Genomic DNA, 15,661 nt, shown 5'->3' on the forward strand with positions numbered 1-15,661 from the left:
CGATAGCCGGTTTTTAGTTGAGCGCGTCGGCGCGGCCATAGCGGCGCTCGACGTAGTCGCTCACGATTTGCTGGAATTCTTGCGCGATGTTCTCGCCGCGCAGCGTCTTCACCTTTTCGCCGTCGATGAACACCGGCGCGGCCGGATTCTCGCCCGAGCCCGGCAGGCTGATGCCGATATTCGCCTGCTTCGATTCGCCCGGACCATTGACGATGCAGCCCATCACCGCGACGTGCATCTGCTCGACGCCGGGATACTGGTCGCGCCACACCGGCATCTGCTGACGCAGGTAGGTCTGGATCTGCGACGCGAGTTCCTGGAACAGCGTGCTCGTGGTGCGCCCGCAGCCGGGGCACGCGATCACCATCGGCGTGAACGAGCGCAGGCCCATGGTCTGCAAAATCTCCTGACCGACGATCACTTCGCCTGTGCGCGACGCGCCCGGTTCCGGCGTCAGCGAAATACGGATCGTATCGCCGATGCCCTGCTGCAGCAGAACCGACAGCGCCGCAGTCGACGCGACGATGCCCTTCGAGCCCATGCCCGCTTCGGTCAGGCCAAGATGCAGCGCGAAATCGCAACGGCGCGCGAGTTCGCGGTACACGGCAATCAGATCCTGCACGCCGCTGACCTTGCACGACAGGATGATCTGGTCGCGCCCGAGGCCGAGTTCAACCGCACGTTCCGCCGAGCCGATCGCCGACTGGATCAGCGCTTCGTACATCACGCTTTGCGCTTCCCACGGAGTGGCGCGCGAGCCGTTTTCGTCCATCATCTTCGCGAGCAGGTCCTGGTCGAGGCTGCCCCAGTTCACGCCGATGCGCACCGGCTTGTCGTATTTGACCGCCGTCTCGATCATCTGCGCGAACTGCGTGTCGCGCTTCGCGCCGTGTCCGACGTTGCCCGGATTGATCCGGTACTTCGACAGCGATTCCGCGCAGCCCGGATAGTCGCGCAGCAGCAGGTGGCCGTTGTAATGGAAGTCGCCGACGAGCGGCACCATCACGCCCATGCGGTCGAGTTGCTCGCGGATCGCCGGCACGGCCGCCGCCGCGTCCGGCGTATTCACGGTGATACGCACCAGTTCGGACCCGGCTTGCGCCAGTTCCTTGATCTGGATGGCGGTACCGATCGCGTCGGCGGTGTCGGTGTTGGTCATCGACTGCACGCGCACCGGCGCATCGCCGCCGATGGTCACGAGCTGGCCGCCCCAGCGGACGTTGACCGCATGCGACTTGCGCCGCATCGCGGGGCCGCCGAACACCGGCTCGTCTGAAACGATCTTGCTACAGGATTGGGATTGAGCTTCGGTTTGCATCGAAAAACCCATTTACGCCGCACGCGCTATGCAAAAACGCAGCGCCTGAATTGAAAAAGCGCCGCGGACCGGTTGACCGCGGCGCGTACCGTATCTGTCAAGGCAGCGCAAAGCGCGCCACGTTGCCCTTGGCTGTCGCATATTTCGACGGATCGACCGGCTGGCCGTCGAGCGTCACCGACTCGAGACCCGCCTTGTTGCCGACCGTGACCTTGAACGGACCGACACCCGTCACTTGCTTCGGATCGCCGGCATGCACGAGGCCGGAGAACAGTTCCTTGCCGTTCTTGTCACGCACGCTGAACCAGCTGTCCTGCGTCACGCGCAGCGCGACGACCGCCTCGCCGAGCGCTGGCGTGACCGCCGGTGCCGACGCGTTCGCCACGACCGCCGGTGCATTTGCGCTCTCCATGGCGGCCTGTGCCTGAGCCTGCGAGCCGGCCTTCGGTGCCGGCGTTGCCGCTGTATTCGCTGCCAGGGCCGAGCCCGGCGCGGTGCCAGTGGCAAGCGGAGCCGGCATCGGCGTTGCCGACGCAGACGCCGCATTATCCGCGCTCGCCGCGTTGTCAGCCGTGGCCGCCGCGTCGGGCGCCGATGCCCCTTCCGCCGCCGTCGCCGGACCCTGAGCGACCGCGCCCGAAGCCGCCGTGTCGCTGATAGTCGAACTATTCGCGCTTGCCTTCAGGCGCGCGAGCCACGCGGACGAATCACCGCCGTTAGTGCGCCACATCCCGAGTGCGATGACCGCGACGACGATCGCCGCAATGCCCCACAGCCACGAACGGCTCTTATGCCCGCTGTCGCCGAGCGACAGCGAAACCTTACCGCGCGGCAGATCCTTGCCCGATGACGCCGGCATCGACAGATTCGGTGCCGGCACGCCCTTCTCGCGACGCAGCGCCGCCGTAAAAGGCGCCGGATCGGCGCCCAGCATTTTCGCGTAGCTGCGCACGACGCCGAGTGCGAACGTCGTGTCCGGCAGATGGCTGACGTCACCCGCCTCGAGCGCGCTCAGCTTGACGACCGACACCTTCAGCCGCGCCGACACGTCCTCGATAGTCCAGCCTTTCGACTCGCGCAACTGGGTCAAGCGCGCGCCAACCGCTGCCAACGAATCAAGGGCCGGCTGCACGACAGGCTGGACCACCGCCCTTGCAACGGGTGCCGGATGGCCATCGCTCGTGTCTATCTCGTGCGGCTGCGGGTGCTGCGGCTCACTCATCCCAAATCCTTTCGCGTCGATTCTTTTAATCGTGCGACCGGACGGGCTCGAGCGTCACGTCCAAATCGCAGACCGTTTATAACAAAATGTGCGGCTTTGTGTACCGCTCCCGATCGATTCTGCAAACTTTCTTTTAATCGCAGGTGGCATGGGAGCATTTTTGCGCTCGCGGTATTTTCCGCCGAACGCCGACGCCCTGCCGCCCCTCGCGATTACACGGCGCGAACCTCGATCACCTTCGCCGCCTTCCCGGTGCGCTCAGCAAGACGCGTGCGGTCTTTGACCGCGCCGGCCAGCTGACCGCAGGCAGCATCGATATCGTCGCCGCGGGTCTTGCGCACAGTGGTGACCACGCCAGCGTCCATCAACACCTGCGCAAACCGCTTGATCTGTTCCGGCTTCGAACGGATAAGGCCCGATTCGGGGAACGGATTGAACGGAATCAGATTGAACTTGCACGGCACGTTACGCGTGACGGCGAGCAACTCGCGCGCGTGCGCCTCGCTGTCGTTCACGCCATCGAGCATGCAGTATTCGAACGTAATGAAATCTCGCGGCGCGACTTTCAGATAGCGCTCGCACGCCGCCATCAGCTCGCGCAGCGGATACTTTTTGTTGAGCGGCACCAGCACGTCGCGCAGCGCGTCGTTCGAGGCATGCAGCGACACCGCGAGCGCCACGGGCAGATCCGCGCCGAGCCGGTCCATCATCGGTACGACACCCGAAGTGGACAACGTGACGCGCCGGCGCGACAGGCCGTACGCATTGTCGTCGAGCATCAGGCGCATGGCCGGCACGACCGCGTCGTAATTGAGCAGCGGCTCGCCCATCCCCATCATCACGACGTTCGTGACGACGCGCTCGCCCTTGCCGTCGCCGCCCATCGCGCGGCCGCCAGCATCACCACGCGACGCGCGCAGCGCAAACTCAGCCATGCGCAACTGGCCGATGATTTCGCCGGTGGTGAGATTGCGGGAGAACCCCTGCTTGCCGGTCGAGCAGAACCGGCAGTTGACCGCACACCCAGCCTGTGACGACACACACAGCGTGCCGCGCGTTTCTTCGGGGATGTAGACGGTTTCAACGGCGTTGCCGTTTCCGACGTCGATCAGCCACTTGCGTGTGCCGTCCGACGAAACGTGGTCGCTGACAACGCCCGGCATCGTGATCGCGGCGCGCCCTTTGAGCTTTTCGCGCAAGGACTTCGCGAGATCGGTCATGCCGTCGAAGTCGGCAGCGTTGTATTGATGAATCCAGCGCTGCAATTGCTTGGCGCGAAACGGTTTCTCGCCCAGGCTGTCGCAATAGGCGACGAGCCCTTGGGCGTCGAGGTCGAGAAGGTTGACGGAGGGACTGCTCGTCATATCGAATCCTGCCATTTCATTGCGAGACTACGTTCATGCAACAAGCTGCATGAACGCCGTGCCCGTTCGCGCCCATTCCTGCTGCTTTTACCTTACTACTTTGCCGTGCAACGCGCGCGATTCATGCGATAAAACAACTCGGCTGCACGAAACGCGCCAGGCGGACACGGCTTACGACCGAGGCCACCGCCTGACCTCAGCGCGAGGCGCTCAACGCGAGTAGACGTTGACTTGGGGGAAGAAGAATGCGATTTCAATCGCGGCCGTTTCCGGTGCGTCCGAGCCGTGCACCGCGTTGGCGTCGATGCTGTCCGCGAAGTCGGCACGGATCGAGCCCTTTTCTGCCTTCTTCGGGTCAGTCGCACCCATCAGATCCCGGTGTTTCAGGATCGCGTTTTCGCCTTCCAGCGCCTGCACGACCACCGGACCCGAGATCATGAATTCAACGAGGTCCTTGAAGAACGGACGTGCTGCGTGCACGGCGTAGAACTTCTCGGCGTCAGCACGCGACAGATGAACCATGCGCGATGCCACGATCTTCAGACCAGCGTTTTCAAAACGGGTATAGATCTGGCCGATCACGTTCTTGGCCACTGCGTCCGGTTTGATAATCGACAGGGTGCGCTCGATCGCCATAAAAACTCCAAAAAATTAAGAAGTTACAGATTCAAATGAATCCGCTATTGTAGCATGTTCCCGTGCATCATTGCGATTGAACCCTTACAGCACTGAAAGGATCAAGGCAAAGGGCGCGAAATACTGGTAGCGTAGGCGATGTGGGCGACTGGAGGTATTGAAACTCCGTGCTGCCGCGCTAATCTTACGGATGAACGGTGCGCCCGCCGGCGCTTCGCAAATTGCGGTATCACCATCACGAAACACGCTTCCGAGGTAAGGAGAGATCATGAACGAACATCCGTATATGTTTGGCCGCAACGGCGCGGTCAGCACGGTCGAAACACGCAACCGCGTGCTACGGAATACCTACTGGCTGCTCGCGCTGTCCATGATTCCGACCGTGCTCGGCGCGTGGGTGGGTCTTGCCACCGGCTTCTCACTGTTCGCCGCCACCAGCCCCGCCATGAGCATGCTGGCATTCTTCGCGATCGCCTTCGGCTTCATGTTCGCGATCCAGCGCACCAAGGACAGCGCCGTCGGCGTCTTCGTACTGCTCGGCTTCACGTTCTTCATGGGGCTGATGCTGTCGCGCATTCTCGCGTTCGTGCTCGGCTTCTCGAACGGGCCGTCGCTGATCATGCTCGCTTTTGGTGGCACCGGTGTGATCTTCGCGGCCATGGCGACCATCGCCACGGTCAGCAAACGCGACTTCTCGGGCCTCGGCAAGTGGCTCTTCATGGGCGTGATCGTGATCCTGCTGGCTTCGGTCGCGAACGTGTTCCTGCAACTGCCGGCGCTGATGCTGACGGTTTCAGTCATGGCAATCGTGATCTTTTCCGCCTACATCATGTTCGACGTGCAGCGCGTCGTGAACGGCGGCGAGACAAATTACATCACGGCGACGCTGGCGATCTACCTGGATCTGTACAACGTGTTCGTCAATCTGCTTGCGCTGCTCGGCATTTTTGGCGGCAACCGCAATTAAGTTTGCCCGGTCGTGCGGCGTGCCCCACGCCGCACTCGACGCTCAAATTAGAAGCCCATAACGATTGCTCGTTATGGGCTTTTTCATTACCTGACCACCCAGTGCATGGCGTGCAGCGCGACTGGACGCCAACCGGGCGCCACAGTCACACCGTCAACCACGCGAAACCTTCGCTCTGCGACGCAACCACCACCTCCGTGGGAGACGCGTCAAGCACGCCCGCCAGCGCCGCCTGCGCAAGTTCCGGCAGATTGTTCTGCTGGCTCAGATGCGCTGCGACCAGATGCCGCAAGCGGGAGCGGTCGAGCGACGCCAAAATTTCAGCCGCCGCGTGATTGTTCAGATGCCCGTGATTGCCGCCGATACGCGCCTTCAGCGACGGCGGATAACGACTGCCCGCGAGCATCTGCACGTCATGATTGCATTCGAGCACGAGCGCGTCGCAGCCACTCAGCACCGCGCTGATATGCGGCGTGGACGTGCCCACGTCGGTGAGCACGCCAAGCCGGCTCGCGCCGTTCGAGAACACGTATTGGAGCGGTTCGCGGGCGTCGTGCGGAACGGTATAAGGGAGAACGCTGAGCTCTCCGATCGATACCGCCTCGTCGCCCCACAGCACCTGCAGGTCAACATCGGCTTCGTCGGCGCCCACCGCGCGCGCGGTGCCCCAGCTCATGTACAGCGGAATCGACCACTTGCGCGCCAGCGTCAATCCGCTGCCGATGTGATCGCTATGTTCATGCGTAATCAGGATCGCGTCGAGGTGCTCGGCACTCGCGCCGAGCCGCGTCAGACGCCGCTCGACTTCGCGCGCGGAAAAACCGCAATCGAGCAGCACACGCGTGGTGACCGCACCGCTGCGCGCCTCCACCAGCAGCGCATTGCCTTCACTGCCGCTGCCGAGACTTGCGAAGCGCACGACCCGCCTTAGTTCAGTTGCGCGTGCAGCAGCGACACGATGCGCTGCGCGTCCGACGACGTGTCGATCTGCCCATTCGCGTCGACGACCGCGACCTGCGTCACTGCGTCGCCCTTCGCGCGCACGTTGACGAGGAATTCCTGGCCCGGCTTGCGCGTCGAATTGCCGCTGTAGAACAGTTTGCCGAACAGGCCTTCCTTCTTCAGTTCCTGCATCGAATCCGCGTAGCGCACGTAGTAGATGCCCTTCTCGCGATCGCGGTTGTCGACCGTAAAGTTGGTGCGATCGAGCGCGAGGCCCACACGCAGCCAGGCACGGTCGAACGACTCCTGCAGATCGAGCGTCGACGCACCCGCGTTCTGCTCGATCGTGGTCGGCGCGGCGGCGGTGCGCGCGTCGGTCAGCAACTGCTTCGATTGTGCTTCAGTCAGGCCGAACTTCTGCATCAGCTTGGCGAGAAACAGCGCCTCGAGCGCCGGATCACGCGGACGCTCTTCCCAGCGCGAAGACGTCTTGTCCTGCCCGGTCATCACCTCTTCCATCGCGCTGTGCGTGATCGAGATATCGGTCGCGCTGTCCGGACCGCGCGATACCAGCGTGCGGAAACTGTCGCGGGTGCCCGACGAATAGGCGAAGTCGATGACCTTGCCGATCGTGCGGCGGAACCAGTCGTCCGGAATGTTCGCGCGGTTTTCCGCCCAGTCGGTCGTCATGATGCCGGTGGCCGGCGCATCGGTCTTCAGCACGAAGCCGTTTTCCTGCCAGAACTCCTGCAGCTGCGGCCAGAGCTGTTCCGGGGAACGGCCGTCTACCACCAGCCAGCGACGGTCGCCGTCGCGCTCGATATGCATGCCGAGCGGATCCTGCGCGTTCGGCTGACCTTCGGTCGCGTTGCCGGCCGCCGTGACAGCGCGCGTCGGCGTGCCACCAAGCGCCAGATTGGCCGGCGGTGCCACATAGCGCTGGTCGTTCGGCGACGTGCTCAGATCGCTCGGCACGGCGAGCGGCGGCGCGCTCGAGGTCGCCTTGTAGTTGACGCGGTCGGAAGCGAACCAGTCGTTCAGCGTGTCACAGCCGGCGAGCGTCGACAGGGCAAGCGCCAGCGCCGCCATGCGGGTTGCGTGGAGGGAAAGTGCGGAACGTTTCATGAGGTCCTTCGTGATGCTGGAACGCGATGCCTCGTTCGATCTGCCGGGAACGTGGGCTGAAGCGACGTCGGTTAATGAAATGCCGGTGGCGGTCTTGCGTGGGCGGCGGGACGGTCGCCCGTTCAGCCGAGCAGGCCCGCTTCGCGCAGCGCGCCGCGCACCACTTCGTGGTATTGCGCGTCGAGCGGCGTGAGCGGCAGGCGGATGCCGCCCTGCACACGCCCCAGTTGCTGCAGCGCCCACTTCGCCGGAATCGGATTCGCTTCGGCAAACAGGTACTTGTGCAGTGACAGGAGTTTCAGATGAATCTCGCGCGCGGTCTTCACGTCCGCGGCGAGCGCGGCCTTGCACAGTTCGCTCATTGCGCGCGGCGCGACGTTCGCGGTGACCGAAATATTGCCGTGACCGCCGAGCAGCATCAGCGCGATCGCGGTGGGGTCGTCGCCGCTATAGATGCCGAAATGCGCCGGCGCCGACTTGATCAGATGCGCGGCGCGGTCGATGTTGCCCGTGGCCTCCTTCACGCCGACGATGCCCGGCACCTGTGCGCAGCGCAGGATGGTCTCGTTGCTCATGTCGGCGACGGTGCGGCCCGGCACGTTGTACAGAATCACTGGCAGATCGACGGTTTCGGCGATCTTCGCGAAATGGCGGTAGATGCCTTCCTGGGTCGGCTTGTTGTAGTACGGCACGACCTGCAGCGTGGCATCCGCGCCGACGTCCTTCGCGTGTTGCGTGAGTTCGATCGCCTCAGCGGTGGAATTGGCACCCGCGCCCGCGATGACAGGAATGCGTCCAGCGGTGTGCTCGACTGCGGTCTTGACCATGAGCACGTGTTCTTCGACCGACAGCGTGGCCGACTCGCCGCTCGTGCCGACCACGACGAGCGCATTCGTGCCTTCCTCGACGTGCCAGTCGATCAGTTTGCGAAACGCCGGCAGATCGAGGCTGCCGTCTTCGAGCATCGGAGTGATGATGGCAGGAATGCTGCCGCGGATCTGAACGCCGTCCTGGTGACCGCTGTGGTTGCCGTTAGTCATGAAACGCCATGAATATGATCAGGTAAACCGCGATTGTAGCGGATTAGCCAGCCAACTCGTAACAAGGTGGCGCTGTTGCCCGTGCGGGATCATGCGCCCTGGCCGTTTCCCGAACCGCGCAGATGCGCTGAACGTAGGCCGGACGCGGCTCGGCGAGAAATCCGTCCTGAAATGCGATCACCCGCAGGTGGCCCTGCACGGTGTCGAGGAGCTCGCCAGGCGCGAGCAAAAACGCCGGATTGGAGGGTTTGCCGACGCTTTCGTTTCCTTGCGCGAAGGTCTCGTAAACCAGTACGCCGCCGGGCGCGAGCGCGCGCAGCAACTGCGGAAAAAGCGGCCGGTGCAGGTAGTTGGTGACCACGACGGCGGCGAACGCCGCATCGGCCGGTAGTGGCCACGTCGCGCCTTCGAGATCGGCCACGAGAAGTGTGACGAGCGGCGCGTCGCGCAGCAGGTCGAGAGCAACCGCGTCGCGATCGATCGCGGTGACCGGATGGCCGAGCGACGCAAAAAAGCGCGCATGCCGCCCGGCCCCCGACGCGACGTCGAGCACCGCGCCGCCCGGCGCGATCAGGTGCGCCCAGTGACGCACCCAGCGCGACGGTTCACCGAGGCCATGCAAGCCACTGGTAACGGGCGTGCTCATCGCTGCACCGCGGCGCGTCGGGTGTGCATCAGCTGTACGACAGCCCCATCGCCTCACGGACGTCGCGCATCGTTTCGGTCGCGAACCGGCGTGCCTTGTCGCAGCCATCGGCGACGATCGCGCGCAACAGCGACGGGTCGTCCATGTACTTCTGCGCGCGCTCGAGCATCGGCTGCTGCTCGCGCAGAATCCCTTCGACGACCGGCTGCTTGCAATCGAGGCAACCGATGCCTGCCGAGCGGCAGCCCTTCTGCACCCACTCGTGGGTCGCTTCGTCGGTATAGACCTGATGCAACTGCCACACCGGACACTTGTCGGGGTCGCCCGGATCGGTGCGGCGCACGCGCGCGGGGTCGGTCGGCATCGTGCGGACCTTCTTCGTGATGGTTTCCGCGTCTTCGCGCAGGCCGATCGTGTTGCCGTACGACTTCGACATCTTCTGGCCGTCGAGACCCGGCATGCGCGACGCCTCGGTCAGCATCGCCTGCGGCTCGACGAGGATGATCTTGCGCGAACCTTCGAGATAGCCGAACAGGCGCTCGCGATCGCTCATCGACAGGCTTTGCGATTCCTGCAGCATCGCCCGCGCGCGTTCGAGCGCTTCGTCGTCGCCTTCCTGCTGATACGCGTTGCGCAACTCGTGATACAGCTTCGAGCGCTTGCCGCCGAGCTTCTTCGCGGCTTCGTTCGCCTTCTCCTCGAAGCCCGGCTCACGGCCGTACAGGTAGTTGAAACGACGGGCGATTTCGCGCGTCATCTCGACGTGCGGCACCTGGTCTTCACCGACCGGCACGAGCGAGCCGCGATACAGCAGAATGTCCGCCGCCATCAGCACCGGATAGCCGAGGAAGCCGTAGGTGGACAGGTCCTTGTCCTTCAGCTTTTCCATCTGCTCCTTGTAGGTCGGCACGCGTTCGAGCCAGCCGAGCGGCGTGCTCATGCCGAGCAGCAGCGCCAGCTCGGCATGCTCGGGCACCTTGCTCTGGATGAACAGCGTCGCCTGCGCCGGATCGATGCCGGAAGCGAGCCAGTCGATCAGCACGTCCCACACGTTCTTTTCGATCACTTCGGGCGTTTCGTAGTGCGTCGTCAGTGCGTGCCAGTCGACCACGCAGAAGAAGCACGGGTATTCGGACTGCAGCCGCACCCAGTTTTTCAGCACGCCGTGATAGTGGCCGAGGTGCAGCGACCCGGTGGGCCGCATGCCGGAGAAGATACGGTCTGGGAACATGGTTATTTAGAAAAGCGAAACAAGTGGAGTCAGAATTGCGGTGATCGCGCTATACCCGAGCGTCACGAGTGGCCTCAACCAGAAACGCGTGAGCGTACCCGTCATCACCAGCGCCATCACGATGAAAAAGCCGTACGGCTCGAGCCGCGACAACGCGATCGATTGCTTCGGCGGCAACAGGGCCATCACCACGCGGCCGCCATCGAGCGGCGGCAGCGGAAACAGGTTCAGCACGCCGAGCACGAGATTGACGCCGACGCCCGCGCCCGCCATGCGCGTGAAAAACGGTTCGTTGACATTGAGCCCCGCGAGCGCAACGCCGAACACGCCCCAGAACAGCGCCTGGATGAAATTGCACATGGGCCCGGCCGCCGCGACCCATAGGCTGCCCCAGCGCGGGTTGCGCAGATTGCCGAACGCGACCGGCACCGGCTTCGCATAGCCGAACACGAACGCGCCGCTCGTCGCGAAGTACAGCAGCAGCGGAATGGCGATCGTGCCGAGCGGATCGATGTGCCGCATCGGGTTCAGCGACACGCGGCCGAGCACGTACGCGGTGTTGTCGCCGAGCCAGCGCGCGACGTAGCCGTGCGCAGCCTCGTGCAGCGTAATCGCGAAGATCACCGGCAGCGCGTACACCGCAATCGTCTGTATCAGGGAAGAATCCATAGCTCGCTATTGTAACAATGCGCTCGCGCGTGTCTGTCCGCTTTCGCTCACGACGCTCACGCCGTTTCCTCGAGACCGAACGGCGCGAGCGAGCCGCGCCCTGCCCGCACCAGCACCGGCTCCGAGCCGGTCAGATCGATCACGGTGGACGGCTCGCACACGCACGCGCCGCCGTCGATCACCAGATCGAGCTGCTTTTCGAGCCGCGCGCGGATTTCCTCGGGGTCGTTCAGCGGCTCGGTTTCGCCGGGCATGATCAGTGTCGAGCCGAGCAGCGGCTGGCCAAGCTCCTCGAGAATCGCGAGCGTGATCGCGTGATCCGGCACGCGCAGGCCGATCGTCTTGCGCGACGGATGCGACACGCGCCGCGGCACTTCCTTGGTGGCCTGCAGCACGAACACGTACGGACCCGGGGTCACCGACTTAAGCAGCCTGTACTGCCAGTTGTCCACCATAGCAAAATTGGCGAGCTCCGACAGATCACGCACGAGCAGCGACAGTAGTTGCTTTTCGTCGAGTCCGCGGATGCGCCGCAGGCGTTCGACCGCATCCTTGTCGTCGAGACGGCAGGCGAGCGCGTAGGTCGAATCGGTCGGCAACGCGACCACGCCGCCGCCGTTGATGATCTGCACGGCCTGCTTGACGAGACGCGGTTGCGGATTGTCGGGGTGAAGCCGAAAGTATTGGGACATGGAGACTCACGATGGCGGCAGACGAACTGCGGCGGATGGGCTGCGGCGAGCAGAGCGCGTGCCGCATCCAGCCGGCCCGCGCGCGCGCCGTGCCGCTCCGGCACGGCGCGCGGTCACAGCCAGCGTTCCCAAACGGGCTTCAGATCGGCGGGTAGCGGCGGCAGTGCACCGAGTTCGATGCGGCCTTCGCCAGGCGCATGGAAGTCCGAACCGCGCGAGGCCTCGAAGCCATAGCGACGCGCGACGTCCGCATATTCGCGGTACTGGTCGGGCGTGTGGCTGCCGGTCACGACCTCGATCGCCTCGCCGCCGAGGTCGATGAATTCGCCAAAGAACGCGTCGAATTCGAGTTGCGAATATGCGTAACGACCGGGATGCGCGACGATCGCGACGCCGCCCGCGGCCTGGATCCAGCCGAGTGCGTCGGCGAGCCTGGCCCAGCGGTGCGCGACGTAAGCCGGCTTGCCGTCGCCGAGATAGCGGTCGAACACTTCCTGGGTGTTTGCGCAGTGGCCGTGCTCGACCAGGAAGCGCGCGAAATGCGTGCGCGACATCATGTCGGGATTCGATACGTAATGCAGCGCGCCCTCGTACGCGTCTGGAATGCCGAGCGTGGCCAGTTGCTCGCCGATTGCTTCGGCGCGCGCGGCGCGGCCGTCGCGCGTGCGGGCGAGACCGTCGATCAGGATCTGGCTGCCCGGATCGATGCCGAGTCCGACGATGTGCACGGTGCGCCCCGCCCACGTGACCGAAATCTCGACGCCGCTCAGGTAATCCATGCCGAGAGCCTCGGCCGCGGTGCGCGCCTCGTGCTGGCCGCCCACTTCGTCGTGATCGGTGAGCGCCCACAGCGTCACGCCGTTAGCGTGCGCGCGGCGCGCGACGTCGGCCGGCGCGAACTGGCCGTCGGAAACGGTGGAGTGGCAGTGAAGATCGGCGTTCATCGTGGTCCTGGAAGGGTTCTGCGGTCATTTTACTGCAATGCAGTAAGGGGCCGCAGGGGTATCTCGCGACGCCAGTGCCGGTTGCCGGCGTGCCGCGAGGTCAAGACCAGTCAGCGCCGATCCCGCGACCTCCGGGCGCCCGAGCGCCGTTTCAAACGTAGCTTCAGGCGCGGTGTCAGGCGCAGAACCCCTCGATCAACGCGGCGATCTGCTCCGGCTGGTCGTGATGCACCATGTGCCCCGCGCCGTCGATGATCTTCTCGCGCCAATCGGGAAACGCCTGGAAACGCGCCTTGAATTCGTCGAGCGGAATGTCGCCGGCGATCTGCGCGAGCGTCGGCGAGCCGGCGGCCTCGACGTGCAGCACCTTCGCGCTGACCTTACGCCACACCGCCATCACCTCGTCGAGGCGATACAGCGTCGGGCCGCGGACCTTGTGCGCTGGATCGGCGAGCAGCATGAAGCGCCCTTCGCCATCCGGCTTCGACCAGTGCTGCGCGAGAAATTGCGCACGCCGCGGAACGAGGCGCGGATTGGTTTTGATCAGGCGGGCGGCGACCTCGTCGAGCGACGCGTAGCGCTTGAGCTGGGGTGGATCGCGCAATTCGTCGAGCCAATTGAGCAGGCGCTTCGGCGCCTGCGCCGGATGCGATCGCGCGAGCCCGAAGCCTTCCAGATCGACCACGCGCCGTACCCGCTGCGGCCGCACGCCCGCATACAGGCACACGACGTTCGCGCCCATGCTGTGACCGACGAGGTTCACCTGGCCGTCGGGCGCGTAGTGGTCGATCAGCGCGTCGAGATCGCCGAGATAGTCCTGCACCCAGTAGCTGCCGCCGCCGCGCTCGGCGACCGGCCAGTCGGACAGACCGAAGCCGCGCATGTCGGGCGCGATCACCTGCCAGTCGCCACCGAGCGCATCGACGACGAACTGGAACGACGCGCCGACGTCCATCCAGCCGTGCAGCATGAACAGTATCCGCGCATCGGGATGGCCCCAGCGCCGCACGTGCAGCCGGACGCCGCGCGCGGCAACGAACTCAGAGCGGGATGTATTCATGAACGGCGCACCCGTAAAAAAGAATGGTCGTTCGATTATAGGAACAGCGGCGCAAGAAGTGGTAACGGTTTATTGACGCGATGCTCGGTCGTCCGTTGCCTGCATGGCTTGCTGCGCATCCTGACTCGCGAGCGCGGCGAGTTCGGCGTCGTCGAAACCAGCGTCGCGGCGCGCTTCGAAATTGAACGGGCCACGCAGTTTCGGCGCGTGATACTGGTCGGCGAGACGCAGATAGGTGTGGTGCGGATCGAGGCCGTCCGCGTCGCACAGGTGACGGAACCAGCGGTTGCCGATCAGCACGTGGCCGATTTCATCGCGCAGGATCACGTCGAGAATCGCCGCCGACGCGTGATCGCCGGCCTGCTGCAGACGCGCGCGGATCGGCGGCGACGCGTCGAGGCCGCGCGCTTCGAGCGTACGCGGCACGAGCGCCATGCGCGCGAGCACGTCACCACGGGTGCGCTCGCACATATCCCATAGGCCGCCGTGCGCCGGGAAGTCGCCGTACGCGTGGCCATATTCGGCGAGACGCGCGGCGAGCAGCGAGTAGTGATACGCCTCTTCGGCGGCGACTTTGAGCCAGTCGGTATAGAACCCGGCGGGCATGCCGGGGAAACGCCAGATGGCGTCGAGCGCCAGATTGATCGCATTGAACTCGATGTGCGCGAGCGCGTGGAGCAGCACCGCGCGGCCCTGCGGCGACTGCATGCTGCGTCGACCGAGTTGGCGCGGTTCGACCAGTTCGGGCCGTTCGGGGCGGCCCGGCAGGCCAGCGGGCTCGGCGAGATCGAGGCCGGAGTCACAGAGCGCGCGACCGTCGAGTACCGCAGCGTACAACTCGCGGGCCGCCCCGGCCTTCGCGGCCGGATCCCGCTCGCGCAACGCGGCGAGCGCGGCGCGGCGCGCGCACGGCGGCTCGTCGTGAGAATTCGATGCGGGAGAAGCGACAGAAACGGGCGAAGCGGCGGACGTCATGACAAACGGATCGGCGTTGGAGGCGGTAAAGACGGCGGACAGACGGCGGCTGAGCCGCGCGCGAGCGGCCAAGCGGCTCATGCACACAACCGTTTACAATACCCGATTCGACCAACCGGCGCGCTTTCGGGCACGCCCGTCAGTTGGCGACGCAAGACCGCCAACCTCGCACCGCGCCGGCTGCGCGCCGCCCCGCCCATGCGTGGCAACCGATCAGACCATCATCGTGCGCAGGATCGGAGTCACCGAAGGCCCGGCTCTGACCAACAAGGAGACATTGTGACGATTTACAAGCTGGGCGAAGCCGCCCCGATCATTCATGAAAGCGTGTTCGTCGCGGATTCGGCGAACATCATCGGCAACGTAACGCTCGAGGAGAACGCGAGCGTGTGGTTCGGCGCGACACTGCGCGGCGACAACGAGCCGATCACGATCGGCGCCGGCAGCAACGTGCAGGAAAGCGCGGTGCTGCACACCGACCCCGGCTATCCGCTGACGGTCGAGTCGAACGTGACGATCGGCCATCAGGCGATGCTGCACGGCTGCACGATCAAGGAAGGCGCGTTGATCGGAATTCAGGCGGTGGTCTTGAATGGCGCGGTGATCGGCCGCAACTGTCTGGTCGGAGCGGGCGCCATCGTCACCGAGGGCAAGGTGTTTCCCGACAATACGCTGATCCTCGGCGCGCCCGCGAAGGCGGTACGCGAACTGACGGAAGCGGATATCGCCAACATGCAGCGCGGCGCGGCAAGCTATGCCGGGCGCCGCGAGTATTTCAAGGCGCAGCTCGTACGCATCGGCTAGACGGCCGGCGCGCGGTGCGCAAAGGC

16 protein-coding genes are annotated in these 15,661 nt (G+C 64.7%); 2 read left to right on the forward strand and 14 right to left on the reverse strand.

Features of this window, described 5'->3' with window-relative positions; translation table 11 throughout:
* Positions 1-13: 13 nt before the first annotated feature.
* The 4 genes from ispG to ndk all read right to left on the reverse strand — a co-directional run bounded on the left by ispG (position 14) and on the right by ndk (position 4,540).
* Complete coding sequence (gene ispG, locus OKW26_RS27130) at positions 14-1,330, reverse strand: flavodoxin-dependent (E)-4-hydroxy-3-methylbut-2-enyl-diphosphate synthase (protein WP_429355746.1); 1,317 nt, start codon at positions 1,328-1,330, stop codon at positions 14-16.
* A gap of 85 nt (positions 1,331-1,415) precedes the next feature.
* Positions 1,416-2,540, reverse strand: a complete 1,125-nt coding sequence (locus OKW26_RS27135; protein ID WP_429355747.1) for a helix-turn-helix domain-containing protein — start codon at positions 2,538-2,540, stop codon at positions 1,416-1,418.
* A 212-nt stretch (positions 2,541-2,752) separates the two neighbouring features.
* Entirely contained in the window at positions 2,753-3,904 is a 1,152-nt protein-coding gene (gene rlmN, locus OKW26_RS27140; protein ID WP_184057301.1) for a 23S rRNA (adenine(2503)-C(2))-methyltransferase RlmN, read from the reverse strand.
* A 210-nt stretch (positions 3,905-4,114) separates the two neighbouring features.
* Positions 4,115-4,540 (reverse strand): nucleoside-diphosphate kinase, encoded by a 426-nt coding sequence (gene ndk, locus OKW26_RS27145; RefSeq protein ID WP_184057303.1) that lies wholly within the window; start codon positions 4,538-4,540, stop codon positions 4,115-4,117.
* A gap of 268 nt (positions 4,541-4,808) precedes the next feature.
* On the opposite strand from ndk, the gene OKW26_RS27150 reads away from it, so the two are divergent.
* Positions 4,809-5,507: a Bax inhibitor-1/YccA family protein gene (locus OKW26_RS27150; RefSeq protein ID WP_018417558.1), complete on the forward strand. Its 699-nt coding sequence runs from the start codon at positions 4,809-4,811 to the stop codon at positions 5,505-5,507.
* Between the two features lie 145 nt (positions 5,508-5,652).
* On the opposite strand, the gene OKW26_RS27155 is transcribed toward OKW26_RS27150, so the two are convergent.
* The 10 genes from OKW26_RS27155 to OKW26_RS27200 all read right to left on the reverse strand — a co-directional run bounded on the left by OKW26_RS27155 (position 5,653) and on the right by OKW26_RS27200 (position 14,831).
* Positions 5,653-6,426, reverse strand: coding sequence for an MBL fold metallo-hydrolase (locus OKW26_RS27155; protein WP_429355748.1), 774 nt, complete (start codon positions 6,424-6,426; stop codon positions 5,653-5,655).
* 8 nt (positions 6,427-6,434) lie between these two features.
* Positions 6,435-7,574, reverse strand: a complete 1,140-nt coding sequence (gene bamC, locus OKW26_RS27160; RefSeq protein WP_184022417.1) for an outer membrane protein assembly factor BamC — start codon at positions 7,572-7,574, stop codon at positions 6,435-6,437.
* A gap of 122 nt (positions 7,575-7,696) precedes the next feature.
* Entirely contained in the window at positions 7,697-8,614 is a 918-nt protein-coding gene (gene dapA, locus OKW26_RS27165) for a 4-hydroxy-tetrahydrodipicolinate synthase (protein WP_090800745.1), read from the reverse strand.
* A 43-nt stretch (positions 8,615-8,657) separates the two neighbouring features.
* A complete protein-coding gene (locus OKW26_RS27170; protein ID WP_429355749.1) occupies positions 8,658-9,260 on the reverse strand; it encodes a class I SAM-dependent methyltransferase in 603 nt (200 codons plus the stop codon).
* Between the two features lie 28 nt (positions 9,261-9,288).
* Positions 9,289-10,491 carry a tryptophan--tRNA ligase gene (locus tag OKW26_RS27175; RefSeq protein ID WP_129959391.1) on the reverse strand — a complete coding sequence of 401 codons (1,203 nt, stop codon included), beginning with the start codon at positions 10,489-10,491 and terminating at the stop codon, positions 9,289-9,291.
* 6 nt (positions 10,492-10,497) lie between these two features.
* Positions 10,498-11,160, reverse strand: coding sequence for a site-2 protease family protein (locus OKW26_RS27180; protein WP_090800750.1), 663 nt, complete (start codon positions 11,158-11,160; stop codon positions 10,498-10,500).
* Between the two features lie 56 nt (positions 11,161-11,216).
* The gene (locus tag OKW26_RS27185) at positions 11,217-11,852 is read right to left on the reverse strand and encodes an L-threonylcarbamoyladenylate synthase (RefSeq protein ID WP_090800752.1); all 636 of its coding nucleotides are present in this window, start codon (positions 11,850-11,852) and stop codon (positions 11,217-11,219) included.
* A 113-nt stretch (positions 11,853-11,965) separates the two neighbouring features.
* A complete protein-coding gene (locus tag OKW26_RS27190; RefSeq protein ID WP_184057307.1) occupies positions 11,966-12,796 on the reverse strand; it encodes a 3',5'-nucleoside bisphosphate phosphatase in 831 nt (276 codons plus the stop codon).
* A gap of 175 nt (positions 12,797-12,971) precedes the next feature.
* Complete coding sequence (locus OKW26_RS27195) at positions 12,972-13,856, reverse strand: alpha/beta fold hydrolase (RefSeq protein WP_429355750.1); 885 nt, start codon at positions 13,854-13,856, stop codon at positions 12,972-12,974.
* Positions 13,857-13,925: 69 nt separating this feature from the next.
* Positions 13,926-14,831: a ferritin-like domain-containing protein gene (locus tag OKW26_RS27200; RefSeq protein WP_429357133.1), complete on the reverse strand. Its 906-nt coding sequence runs from the start codon at positions 14,829-14,831 to the stop codon at positions 13,926-13,928.
* A 279-nt stretch (positions 14,832-15,110) separates the two neighbouring features.
* Here OKW26_RS27200 and OKW26_RS27205 point away from each other — a divergent pair, with 279 nt between their 5' ends.
* On the forward strand, positions 15,111-15,635 hold the full coding sequence (locus OKW26_RS27205) for a gamma carbonic anhydrase family protein (RefSeq protein ID WP_184004143.1): 525 nt from the start codon (positions 15,111-15,113) through the stop codon (positions 15,633-15,635).
* The last annotated feature ends 26 nt before the right edge of the window (positions 15,636-15,661 follow it).

Origin of the sequence: Paraburkholderia sp. 32 (assembly GCF_050435345.1) — a bacterium.
GTDB classification, from domain to species: Bacteria; Pseudomonadota; Gammaproteobacteria; order Burkholderiales; family Burkholderiaceae; genus Paraburkholderia; species Paraburkholderia tuberum.